13 protein-coding genes and 4 pseudogenes are annotated in these 11,323 nt (G+C 63.1%); 2 read left to right on the top strand and 15 right to left on the bottom strand.

Annotation, left to right across the window (positions count from 1 at the left end; all coding sequences use genetic code 11):
* The first annotated feature begins 78 nt into the window (after positions 1-78).
* On the top strand, positions 79-582 hold the full coding sequence (locus QFZ23_RS23860; protein WP_444861253.1) for a DUF7793 family protein: 504 nt from the start codon (positions 79-81) through the stop codon (positions 580-582).
* An 85-nt stretch (positions 583-667) separates the two neighbouring features.
* Here the strand turns inward: QFZ23_RS23860 and QFZ23_RS11985 are convergent.
* The 11 genes and pseudogenes from QFZ23_RS11985 to QFZ23_RS11940 all read right to left on the bottom strand — a co-directional run.
* Positions 668-906, bottom strand: a pseudogene (locus QFZ23_RS11985) (alcohol dehydrogenase catalytic domain-containing protein); the annotation flags it as partial.
* Positions 907-1,446: 540 nt separating this feature from the next.
* Positions 1,447-1,767 carry a carboxymuconolactone decarboxylase family protein gene (locus tag QFZ23_RS11980; RefSeq protein WP_306923179.1) on the bottom strand — a complete coding sequence of 107 codons (321 nt, stop codon included), beginning with the start codon at positions 1,765-1,767 and terminating at the stop codon, positions 1,447-1,449.
* A gap of 60 nt (positions 1,768-1,827) precedes the next feature.
* A complete protein-coding gene (locus tag QFZ23_RS11975) occupies positions 1,828-1,953 on the bottom strand; it encodes a hypothetical protein (protein WP_306923178.1) in 126 nt (41 codons plus the stop codon).
* Positions 1,946-2,170: pseudogene (locus tag QFZ23_RS23765) on the bottom strand (SDR family NAD(P)-dependent oxidoreductase); the annotation flags it as partial. The pseudogene QFZ23_RS23765 and the gene QFZ23_RS11975, both read right to left, overlap by 8 nt.
* 66 nt (positions 2,171-2,236) lie before the next feature.
* Positions 2,237-2,680 carry a carboxymuconolactone decarboxylase family protein gene (locus QFZ23_RS11970; RefSeq protein ID WP_306923176.1) on the bottom strand — a complete coding sequence of 148 codons (444 nt, stop codon included), beginning with the start codon at positions 2,678-2,680 and terminating at the stop codon, positions 2,237-2,239.
* Between the two features lie 97 nt (positions 2,681-2,777).
* Positions 2,778-3,521, bottom strand: coding sequence for an SDR family oxidoreductase (locus tag QFZ23_RS11965; RefSeq protein WP_306923175.1), 744 nt, complete (start codon positions 3,519-3,521; stop codon positions 2,778-2,780).
* Positions 3,522-3,882: 361 nt separating this feature from the next.
* Positions 3,883-4,629: an SDR family oxidoreductase gene (locus QFZ23_RS11960; protein WP_306923174.1), complete on the bottom strand. Its 747-nt coding sequence runs from the start codon at positions 4,627-4,629 to the stop codon at positions 3,883-3,885.
* Between the two features lie 199 nt (positions 4,630-4,828).
* The gene (locus QFZ23_RS11955; protein WP_306926814.1) at positions 4,829-5,377 is read right to left on the bottom strand and encodes a low temperature requirement protein A; all 549 of its coding nucleotides are present in this window, start codon (positions 5,375-5,377) and stop codon (positions 4,829-4,831) included.
* 24 nt (positions 5,378-5,401) lie between these two features.
* A pseudogene (locus tag QFZ23_RS11950) lies at positions 5,402-5,800 on the bottom strand (low temperature requirement protein A).
* Positions 5,801-5,950: 150 nt separating this feature from the next.
* Positions 5,951-6,847: an RNA polymerase sigma-70 factor gene (locus tag QFZ23_RS11945; protein ID WP_306923173.1), complete on the bottom strand. Its 897-nt coding sequence runs from the start codon at positions 6,845-6,847 to the stop codon at positions 5,951-5,953.
* 167 nt (positions 6,848-7,014) lie between these two features.
* A pseudogene (locus tag QFZ23_RS11940) lies at positions 7,015-7,443 on the bottom strand (succinate dehydrogenase); the annotation flags it as partial.
* A gap of 328 nt (positions 7,444-7,771) precedes the next feature.
* On the opposite strand from QFZ23_RS11940, the gene QFZ23_RS11935 reads away from it, so the two are divergent.
* On the top strand, positions 7,772-7,942 hold the full coding sequence (locus QFZ23_RS11935) for a hypothetical protein (RefSeq protein WP_306923172.1): 171 nt from the start codon (positions 7,772-7,774) through the stop codon (positions 7,940-7,942).
* A gap of 191 nt (positions 7,943-8,133) precedes the next feature.
* On the opposite strand, the gene QFZ23_RS11930 is transcribed toward QFZ23_RS11935, so the two are convergent.
* The 4 genes from QFZ23_RS11930 to QFZ23_RS11915 all read right to left on the bottom strand — a co-directional run bounded on the left by QFZ23_RS11930 (position 8,134) and on the right by QFZ23_RS11915 (position 11,318).
* On the bottom strand, positions 8,134-8,622 hold the full coding sequence (locus tag QFZ23_RS11930) for a hypothetical protein (RefSeq protein WP_306923170.1): 489 nt from the start codon (positions 8,620-8,622) through the stop codon (positions 8,134-8,136).
* A gap of 131 nt (positions 8,623-8,753) precedes the next feature.
* Positions 8,754-10,247 carry a hypothetical protein gene (locus tag QFZ23_RS11925; RefSeq protein WP_306923167.1) on the bottom strand — a complete coding sequence of 498 codons (1,494 nt, stop codon included), beginning with the start codon at positions 10,245-10,247 and terminating at the stop codon, positions 8,754-8,756.
* Positions 10,248-10,252: 5 nt separating this feature from the next.
* Positions 10,253-10,510 (bottom strand): hypothetical protein, encoded by a 258-nt coding sequence (locus tag QFZ23_RS11920; protein WP_306923165.1) that lies wholly within the window; start codon positions 10,508-10,510, stop codon positions 10,253-10,255.
* Positions 10,511-10,547: 37 nt separating this feature from the next.
* Positions 10,548-11,318, bottom strand: a complete 771-nt coding sequence (locus tag QFZ23_RS11915) for an ABC transporter ATP-binding protein (protein ID WP_306923164.1) — start codon at positions 11,316-11,318, stop codon at positions 10,548-10,550.
* Positions 11,319-11,323: the final 5 nt, after the last annotated feature.

Here is an 11,323-nt window from a genome sequence, read left to right as displayed (position 1 = left end):
TGCTCGACGAGCCACCGTTTTCGATATAGCCTGACGGAAACCCGGCCGCAACGTGCCCGGGACGACCAGCCGGCGGCGATGCTGCGGTTGATGCAACGACTTGGGGGAGTCAATGACAATTCAACCTCTCACCGAAAACCGGGAGCCGCTCCCGGAGCCCACGATCCTGGTCCGGACTCCTGCGGAAGCCCTGACCATGCCCTCGCCGGATCTCCTTCTTACCGAGAGCTACTCAGACTTCGCCGTCGACCGCCTGAGTCCGGGAGTACCCGGATCATCCTGCGGCCCAACACCCGCATCACAGACGATGACTGTATCCGGACAGGTGCAGAACTGCTGGCGCTCACCGGAGGAAAGCCCGGAGCCGTGCTGCTACAGGTCAGCGGCGTCGGCTCCGTCAGTCGGACAGCAATCAGCCTTTATTGTGAAGCAGCCGCCGTCACGGCGTTCGCCATCCTGGGCGATACCCCGGTCGACCGCGTCATCGCCCACACCCTTCTGCGGCTGGCGCCGCCCAAGTGCCCAACGAAATACTTCACGGAGGAAGAAAAAGCCGTCTTCTGGCTCCAAACCACCGGGTGACCCCCGACAAACTCCTTGACTTGGCCAGCTTGCTGCGCATGACGCTCTAACGGTGAAGGCATGAAGAGGCCACGGATATCACCTCGCGATGGATGCAGCTGGACTGGTAACCGGAGCGGCAGATCTGACAGGTGTTGTCGCCGACGACGAACTGGCCGACCTGGATGGTGTGGACGTCGTCGCCGATCTCCTCGACGATGCTGACGTATTCGTGCCCCATCGGATGTGGCTCGTCGGTGGGAACGGTGCCGCGGTAGGGCCACAAATCGGATCCGCAACACACGCTGCGGCGACCTTGATGATCGCGTCGGTGGGGTGCTGGATGGTGGGTTTGCCGCGGTCTTCGACGCCGACGTCGCCGGGTGCGCGGAGGTGGTTGCGCGCATGAGGAGGTAGTGCCTTCCAGGGTTAGTGATCGGTACAGGAGGGGATGGGCGGGACGGTTTAGCGGCCTTCGAACCCGTCGTCGGTGATTTGCTCGCCCACCAGGAGGCGATGTCGGCGCCGTCGTCGGCTTCCAGGAGCACGATATGTTCCATAAACATCCCGGGGGCTGCTGCGTGCCAGTGCTCTTCGCCGGGGGTCTGTAGAGGGTCTGGTCGGGGTGGACTTCGATGATGTTGCCGTCGCGGTCGCCGAACCGGACGATGCCGTCAGTGACTTGCAGGTACTGGCCGCGGGCGTGGGAGTGCCAGGCGGTGCGGACTCCGGGCTGGAAGCGTACTTTCGCCATTGTCGAGCGCTGCTGGGTCCGTGTGGTGCTGCGATGACGTCGAGGCACACTCCGCCGGGGAACTGTGCTTCCGGGTTCAGGATGGTCTCGCGCTGGGGTTCGATGATCATAATTTTTCCTTTTCGGGGGTGCTACTTGGTGAGAATGCGCTGGGCGAGGGTGAGGGCGGAGACCGCGCGCGGCCAGCCGGCGTAGAACGCGACATGAGTGATCGCTTCGATGATCTCTTCCTTGGTCAGTCCGTTGGCGATACCCATGGGGATGTGCGCTTCGAGCTGCTCGATGTTTCCTGTCGAGACGAGGCTGCTGATCGTGGCAAGGCTGCGGTCGCGGCGGGATAGCTCGGGCCGGGACCACACCTGACCGAAGAGCACCTCGTCGGTCAGAGACACGAAGGTAGGGGCGAAGTCGCCCATCATCCTCTGCATGGGGGTCTGCTCGTAGTCGGTCATTTGGCGTGACTCCTTGGGGTGGGGTGTTGTTGGGGCTGGGCTTGGGGGCGCGGGTGCGCGTTAGGAGATGAGGGCAGCGTTGCTGGCCAGGAACAGGGCGACCTTGGCGATGTCGTCGGGGCCCGCCGAGTCGCTTGAGGAGGACACGCCCGGTGACCTGGTTGACGCTCGCGGTGGAGTTCTCATCCATTGCACCGACACCGGGCGTCCTGACGAGTCCGGGAGCGATGCCGTTGACGCGGATGCCGAACTTGGCGAGATTCAGCGCCAGCGAGCGGGTCAGCATGACGACGCCGCCCTTGGAGGCGTCGTAGGCCTCGAAGTCGATGTTGGGCTTGAATCCGCCGGTGGAGGCGACGTTGATGATCTGCCCGGGACGGTCGTCTGCCCGAAGTGCCCGCACGTACGCCTGGGCCAGCCTCAGCGTTTATCCTGACGACTCCCCGAGCGTACCGCTGGATGCCCGAGTTCAGTTGCGGACGTCGTAGTGGCTGGAGATTGCCACCCGGTTGAACGCGTTGATTGTGATTGCCACCCATTCCACTGCGGCTATCTGGTCGTCGTTGAGTGCTGCCACTTCGTCTTGGGGCAGGGTCAGCCGGTCGGAGATCAGGGTTGTGCTCTCTGCGATGGCGAGGGCATGTCTCTCTTCTGGGGTGAAGTACCCGGTATCCCGCCAGGCGGGCAGGATGGCGAGGCGGTCCTGGGTTTCGCCGTGGGAGATGGCGTCGCGGATGTGCATCCTCAGGCAGAACGCGCAGCCGTTGATTTGGGAGCAGCGAATCTTGACGAGCTCGATGAGGAGGGGTTCCAGGCCTGCTACACCGGCCGCGGTAGAGGATTCGTCGTTAAGGAGCAGCAAGGTCTTGTATGCCGCTGGTACGGCTTGGTTCAAGCGAATGTGATTGCCCATGGCGGTCTGCTTTCAGAAAGTATTGCCTTCTATCGAAAAAGCTGGGGAGCGGGGTGCCCTTCAACGTCCTCTGTGAAGGGCACCCCGCGCTGTCCGGCTACTGCTGGTTCAGCCATTCTTCGAAGCGGGTGTTATAAATGGTCGCTTCGTTGCCGGGGAGCAGTTCGCGATCCTGGAGCAGGGCGTTGAAGTAGCGTGCGTTGGGGTCGGTGACGACCTCGCGGGGGTCGCCTTGGAAGCTGAGGCGCTTGCGGATGAGCTCGTCGAGACCGAATTGCTCGGGGCCGGCGACCTCGATGGTGGCATTTTGTGGACTTCCGACGGCGGTGCGGGCAACAGCGGTGGCTACGTCCTCAGCGGCCATGGGCTGAATCAGCGCGGGTGACAGACGAACGGTGTTTCCGTCGGTCGCGGCCTGTGCGATGCTCTTGACGAACTCGAAAAACTGCGTCGCATGGACAATGGAGTACGGGACACCTGATTCCTTGATGAGCTTCTCCTGGGCGATTTTCGCCCGGAAGTAGCCGCTCTCGGCCAAACGCTCGGTGCCGACGACCGACAGTGCGACGTGGTGGCCGACACCGGCTTCCTTCTCCGCGGCGAGCTGGTTGCGGGTGGACGTAGTGAAGAAGTTCAGCACAGCTGCATCTTCAAACGAGGGCGAGTTCGACACGTCGACTACAGTGTCGGCGCCCTGCAGCACGTCCGCGAGGCCTTCGCCGGTGAGGGTGTTCACACCCGAGTCAGGGGAAGCGGCCACTGCTTCGTGTCCGTGTTCGCCGAGCTTGTTGACCAGTTTCGACCCGATGAGTCCGGTTCCGCCGATAACTACGATCTTCATGATCTTCCTTCCGATAAGTGACGCAGAGGGATGCAGTGACATCCGTCCACCAGCTGTGACCGTGTGCCAACGCAATCTGTGACAGCCTGAGGAAGATTGCTTCATCCGCGTCCGGGTACTGCGTCATAGTGGGTGTCGTAGACAGGCTCACAATGGGACGCCATAGGTCAGGTGCCAACCCTTGTAACGCCCGGAGAGATGGTCCGGGTTCAACGCGGGTGAATTCCAGCCTGCGGTCATGCTGCTGCCGAGCTAGCCGATGTCCTGGCTATGGTGTCCGGAGCTGGGTAGCGTCCGTTAATCGGGAGAAACGCTGCTGGCGAAATCTCCTATAGTCGCGGAGACGTAGCTACAGGCCGTGCTATGACGTCAAGTTCAGCCACTCCTTGAGGGTGATGTCCCCGATGCGGGTTTCACCGACGGGAACGATGCTTGTCTCTTCGATCGGTATACCGAAGTAGCCGGCTTCGGTATCAATGACCACTGGGCGGGAATCATTGCGGGCCGCGAGAACCCGACCCACGAATTCATTAAGTCCTGCGCGCTCAGGGCCCGCCATTTCAAGGACGCCGTCAATCGCAGGCGAGACCGCCGTCTCCGCCACAATGCGAGCAACGTCTGCAGCAGCCATGGGCTGCATCAGGTGACTTGTCACATAAACCGACCCGCCGCGTGTTCCGGCGTCAGCGATCATCGGGATGAACTCGAAGAATTGAGTGGCCCGCAGAATGGTGTACGGCACTCCGCCTTCTCTAACAGCCTTCTCCTGCGCAGTCTTTCCGGCAAAGTAGCTGGCGGCCCCGATACGGTCGGTTCCAACGACGGACAGAGCCACATGATGTTGCACGCCTGCCTTTTGCTCGGCGGCGAGAAGATTGTGGGATGAAGTGGAGAAGAAGGGAACGACTACCTTCTCATCGAAATCGGCGGTGTTCGTCAGGTCGACAACTACGTCCGCCCCCGCCATCGCCTCATCCAATCCCTGGCCGGTCACCGAATCCACCCCGGTGGAAGGGGACGCCGCTTTCGCCTCATGGCCCTGACTGCTTAGGATCTCCACAACCTGCTTGCCGATCAGGCCAGTGCCGCCGATAACAACGATCTTCATGATGATTTTCCCTTCGATAATGGCTTAGCGGAATGTCGTGACATTCCGTCCACCAGCTATGACCGGGAACCAAATCAATCTGTGACAGCGTTGGGAAAATTGCACGCTAGTTCAGCGCCAAAGTTCGTAACTCCGGGGGCTTGTCTGGGCCAACTTTCGGAACAGCCGAAAAGTGCCACGCGGCAGGATCCGTGATCGATCAGCTTGCTTCCCGCTTCTGTCCGGGTTGCAACACCGTCACCACGACGACCACTGCACTCACAACCGCGATTCCGCCCACCACTCCGGCAACCCCGATCGCACTGACGCTAGCCGGAATCGCCAGCACCGTCCCCACCGCTGGCAATATCACCGACGGGCGGATGACTCGCCGGACGGTGAGCGGCGCGAGAATCGCCCACAACAATCCCATTAAAACGGCGGTCGGAATCGCGACGCAGTGCCCGGCGATAAACGCCTGCGCCAGGGGCTGAGGTCCGGTCAGCGGGAGCGTGATCGCAACTTCGAGGCCTGCGCCGAGGGCGGCTAAGGCCGCAAAGATGGCGAAGTGCCAGTATCCCCACAGGTATGATTTGTCACGATTTTTGGACAATGTCTCACCCGCCGGCTGGAGGAAGTACAACCACCACAGGGCGAACAACAGCACGAGGCTGGAGGCCGAGACAGCAACCAAGTATGCGCTCACGCCGCCGGATCTCAATGCAGCGGCCACGCCATTCGATGCGGCCAACACGCTTTCGCCGAACAGAATCCGGCCAGCCGCCGGACGGCCTTACGATACGCGGTCGGATTCGCGGTTGTTGCCGGGGCAGCTGCAGCTCGTCGCGTTCGTGGTGCTCGCTATTTTACCCCGCCTCCTGCAACACCAACCGCAGGACCCACCCCAGTTGAAGGACACAATAAAGCCCAGGGTGACCCCCAGATAGTCACCGTCGTTGAAGGCCTCCGGCACACCTGCACCCAGCAGCAGCACGCCTCCCATTTGCAGCATCGTCAGCAGCCGGTAAAGCGCATCGTCGTCCGTGTCGAACGCAGACGCAAACCAGGTGAAGTTCATCCACGCCCACTAGATCGCGAAGAACACCTGCAGGAACGGCAGGATCGACCCTGCTAGATGATCTTCAGCGATCCCGTGCGCCAGTTGCGCTGTAAGGCTGGCGACAGCGACCACGAAAGTGAGGTCGAACAGCAGCTCCAGCTGGCTTGCATGGCGTGGGGTTCGTCCGACGCACGGGCTCTCATACGCACACGCGGACCATACTGCGCCGGGCCGATCTCAGACATTAGCCCTGCCACATGATCGGTTCAGGAAGCCCACAGGTCAGCCGCCAACCCTCGCCACGCCGGAGAGCTTGTCCGGATTCATCGTCCACAACAGCCGATCAATACCATCGGCAGACGCCGTGAGAGTCACCACCGCAAACACCACCCCGTCCCGTGCCAGCCGTGCCGAGGGCCGCCCGTTAGCCATGAAGGGCTCGGTATCGACACCATCCCAGAAGCGCGCCGCGAATGCCCGATAGTACTTCGCGACCCGTTCCCGTCCGACAACAGGGAACTTGGAAGCCCGAACCTTACCGCCGCCGTCGGAGTAGCTGACGACGTCCGCGGCGAACAATGCCTCCAGCGCGGCCAGATTTCCGGTTCGCGCAGCAACCAGGAATGCTTCCAGCAGATGCCGCTGCTCGGTCACGCTCACCGTTGCGCGTTTCTCCTCGGCAAGGCGTTTGCGCGCCCGGCTTACCAGCTGCCGGGCATTCGCTTCTGTCTGTTGGATGATCTCCGCGATCTGCTCATACGGGTAGTCGAATGCTTGCCGCAACACGTACGCGGCCCGTTCTGTCGGCGACAACTTTTCCAGTATCAGCAACACGGCCAGCTCGAGCGCTTCACCACGTACTGCGCCCAGTTCAGGATCGGCGCTTGTGTCCACCGGCTCGGGCAGCCACGGACCGACATAAGTCTCACGACGGACACGTGCCGACTGCCCGACATTGATGGCAAGACGGGTGGCGGTGGTCGCCAGGAACGCCGGCGCATTCCGAACCGTGCTGCGATCGCATGTCTGCCACCGAACCCACGTCTCTTGGACGATGTCCTCCGCCTCGCTGACACTGCCGAGCATCCGGTAGGCAATCCCGAACAACCGAGAACGGACCTCCGCGAATATCGTCGACGCGGTTTCTAATTCGGCGTCTGACCCGGTGTCGGCAATCATGCCCCCTATGTTACTGGTCCCCCGGGCGGACCACAGCCGCGGAATTGCGGCTCGATTATGGCATTCGAAATCGGACAGTCTGGCGGTGCTGTCGATGAGGCGGTAAAAGTCGTAAGGGAGCAAGCCACGTTCCATTTCGAGTTTGGCGAACCGAATCCGATGCTGGTTTACTCGACGAGTTTGTCCGCCGTTGTGACCGGTTGACGCATGAGTGTCGCGATCTCGTGCGATACGGGCGCGATGCCTTCGTGCTCGATGCCACGAGCAGGAGACCAAACGAGGTTCACCTGCAAGGTTGGATCAAGATCCGGATAGTCGCTGCGGCTATGACAGCCGCGGGTTTCACAGCGTTCACGGGCCGCTTCAAGCGTCGCGCGCGCCGCAAGAGCGGCCGCCTTCAGATCGAAGGCGTGAGCAAGATCCTGATATCCGGCGATGTCGGCATGCACACCCACCGCTGTGATGCGGGCTTCAATCCCGTCGAGTTCGGCGAGGCCCTGCGTAAGACCTTCTTCGTTCCGTACGACACCCGCATGCTCGGTCATGGTGTCACGGATGGCACGCTGCAATACGCGGACGTTCTCGTGTCCATTAGCCTAGAGTCCCACCGCTTTTCTTACAGTCACCGCGTCGGCGTGCTCTGCCGCGGCACCCGGCGACTCAGCCCAGCCGGCCGAGACCGAAGCACCAAACCACGCCACGGGGTGGGAGCTGAATAAGCAGGGCGGGGCCGAACGCATCAAGGCCGCCGGACTTGACGTTCCGAAGTCCGAAGGCGTCGCCGAACACTTCCACGCGCAACCTGGACACCTTCGTGAACAGCAAGGCGATGATCGTCCCCGGCCGACATCGGTTTCGAATTCAACGCCGGCGGCAAGCCCGCGGGCATCTCTGCGCACCCACGACGATTCCGGCATCATCCATGTGGAGGCACCCGTCGGCGACACGTACACCATGGGCCAGCTGCTGACCGAATGGGGCGCCCTGGATGGAACCGCCCCCACTACCGGCACTGCGGCCCACGCCGCGTTCAGGGTCGAGTCTAGCGGCAGGGACCTCGGGCACGGTATCAGGGGACCGGCCTTCCCGAAATAGTTATCAGGCGCGACGTGGCGACACGGTCTCCCGGGGCAGTGACTTTCAACTGCCTAGGGCGGCGTGACGGACGAAAATGGGTCTTCCATGAATAGACGCCAGCTGAAAGACCTTGGGGACATCTTGACCGCCTATCCCCCACATGGGCGGGCTGGATCCGCAGTGACCGGCGGAAGCCAGGGCCGGCAGGGTCATTCTCCTCCGGGTAGTGAACCGAGGCGGCTCTTGCTGCGCCGGCCCGGCGGGACGCTAACTAACATCTGTCCGATCCCCACCAGGAGCATCCGGCCGTCCGGGAACACCGGAAGGAGATTGGCCGCATGGACCGCAGCGAGCGGCAGGATGATCCAGCCCGGGGCGCCGGCCAGCAGAAACACTATGCAGCACGCAGCCCCGGAAAGGGGTCCGGCGGCGGCCGTGGCCACATTTTGGGCGCCCCGCATCTGCGGTCCGGTGATCCACACATACGCCAGTGAATGGTTGGCTTCGCCGGCTGTTTGGTCGCGCAGCACAAGGCGGAGGACGATCAGATGTGCGGCCTCATGAACGACCAGGGAGCAAAGGCAAGTCGCGAATCCGGTTCCGGCGGCGGAGAGTGGTTCACCGTAGAAGCCCGTGGCCAGCGCTGCTGCCGCGCCAGCTCCGAAGAACAGGACGGCGACGGCCGCTGCTGGCAACACCGCCGCCCTGGCGACGGAGAGAAGCGCCCCGGCTGCGCCCCGTCCAAGTTTCCAGCTCCCATGGCCCCAGCTCCGCGCCTTTGCTTCCTCAAAGCTGCCATCTGTTTGCGGCGGACCAGGGGCCGCGGAACTCACGCGCTGGCCATTTCCGTGCGGTGCAGCGCCAGCCAGCGGGCGGTCAGCAGGTACCACGCATAGGCAGCCGCCATCATGGCTATCTGGACGGCGAGGCTGATGAGGAGGTTCGCGGATGCCGCGAGCATGGACTGCAGGCCGAAGGTCAGGCCCAGCAGGCCAACCACGGCAACAGCCTCGGACACAGCGCCACCGATGGACTGGTCCCGGCTGACAGGGAGCAGCAGCCCCAGCGCACAGCTGGCGCACAGCTCCACAAACAGCATTGGCAGGGCCAGGGCAAACTCCACCGGCCCGGCACCGGAAACCAGCATGAAAGCCGTCCCGTACACCGCCATCATGCCCGCCCAGATCAGCAGGACGGCCCTGAACTTTGGCCCGATCCACGCCGTCGCGGTGCCGGTGACCCGGTACATCCAGTGGTGCCGGCGGGTGGGTCCGTAGCAGCCGATCCCGATCGCACTGGCCACGCCCAGCGCCACGTAGAAGACACCGAGCTCATCGCCGCCCGTTGCGGCGGCGGAGACAACGGCCGCGGCGCACAGTCCGTTGATGAACAGCAGCAGTACAGCGTTGGGCGGATACCGCAGCCACTGGCGCAGTTCAAGCACCATGAAGGTGGGCCCCTTGCTCGCGGCCTTGGCTGTTCGGGTCCCCCCTAAACGTGGCCGCCACGGCGCGAACTCCTTACGCGGCGCCGCCTCGAGCAAGCCGAGAGCCGCGAGCAGAATCACAGGGGACGCGGCCACCAGGACGAGCACCCACCAGGCAGGTGCCGTGGCACCGAGCAGCCAGGCGAGCACCTCGCCCAGCGGCAGGAGCACTCCCCTGCCGTCCCCGCCGTTCATGGGCATCGACGTCATGAACGAGTAGAGGAGCAGCGCAGCGGTGAGCAGGCCGCTGATGCCCTGGACCATCACGCCGTTGCGGCCCAGTATCCGTCCGGCGGCCACTTGGGCCAGTTCCGTCAGCACCTGGGTGGCCAGGCAGCCCAGCAATGCGGCGAAGACGGCGTAGCCGACGCCCACGAGGGCCACGGCAGCACTTCCGGTGAACACAAACTGCAGGGCGAGCGGAGCGGAGACGAGCAATCCGCCAGAGAACCCTACGGCCACTGTCAGCCAGCGGGTTGCACCGCGGACGTGCGCCTCGCGCACGGGAAGGACGGACAGCAGCTCGGTCAGCAAAGTGCGGCTCGGTGCGTACAGGACCGCCATGAGTGTGGCCAGGGCAGGCATCGCGAACATGACGCTCGCCACGGGGACCGCAATTTCGCGCCCGGTCTCCGGGTCTAGGCCCAGTTGTTTGCCCAGCTCCACGCTGGACCAGGCTGTCCACGCAGCAATGGCCGCAAGGATCGCGATGACCAGTGTTTTCGCTTTGGCCTTTGAACCAAGGGAGCGGGACAGATCGTTGTACCACATCCGCCACGTGATGCGGTGCACGGCCGCCGTGACGGCGAGCGGGCCGACGCGCCGCGGTGCGGCCACCCGGCTCACTGCTGTCGAGTGGTCCGCTTGGCCTTGGAGGCCAGCCAAACCACGAGGGCCGCGGCCACGGCCAGCACCAGCGGGCCGAGAGGGTTAAAGAACATGCTTGTTTCGGGGGCCCCGGAGCCGTTGGTGGTGGACTCCACGGAAATAAAGACCGGGATGGAGAAGCTGCCGTTAGTGACGAACGTCGTGATAAAGATTGCGACGAGGGCAACCAGGGAGACGAGGATTCCGACGCCGAGTGCTTTCATAAAGTTCATCAATGTCACTTTCACTGTAGGTTTTATCGCATGAATATCAGTAGGACAGCAGGCGCTGCAATTCTTCTTCTTTACCAGCCATGGCCTGGTGCAGCCCCGTCGCGTGGACAAACAATTCCTCCAATGACGCTGACCCGCTTTCCCGAATAAGTTCCGCGGGACGGCCTGCGGCGACTTTCCGGCCATCGGCAAGAATCACCACGGAATCGCAAAAACGTTCGGCCGCAAGGAGATCGTGCGTTGCGATCAGGATGGCGCCGCCTTCCCGTGTGAAGGTCCGCAGGAGCGAGTTCATCAGCAGTCCCGCCTCCGGATCGAGCCCGCGCATGGGCTCGTCCAAAATCAGCAGGTCCGGCCGGTGGGACAGCGCCAGCACCAGCTGAAGCTTGCGCTTCATGCCGTGGGAGTAGTCACCCACATATTTGTCCAGGTGTGGCTCGAGCCCCAGGAGGTCGGCCAGGCCGGACGCCGTCCCCTCATGGAACAGCGGGCGCAGCCGCCGGTGAAAACCGAGGAGCTCGCGGGCCGTCAGGGCTTCGGGGACCGGCAGGTCGTCCGGGAAAAATCCAAAGCGGTCCTTGGCCTCCACGGTGTCGTGCGGAAGGCCGCAGATGCTCACTGCGCCGGACGTCGGGCAAATGAAGCCGGAAATGCAGTGGATCGTGGTGGACTTGCCTGACCCGTTGGGGCCAAGCAGCCCGGTCACTTCCCCTGCACGCACGGTGAAGTCGAGATCCTGAACGCCACGCCGGGTTCCATAGTCCTTGGTGAGTCCGGCGACGGCCAGCGGGTCAGGCAAGTTTTCCATTATTG

The organism is Arthrobacter globiformis (genome assembly GCF_030818015.1).
Taxonomy (GTDB): domain Bacteria; phylum Actinomycetota; class Actinomycetes; order Actinomycetales; family Micrococcaceae; genus Arthrobacter; species Arthrobacter globiformis_C.
Note: the sequence above shows the minus strand (reverse complement) of the source record. Positions and strands in the feature narration are given on the sequence as shown.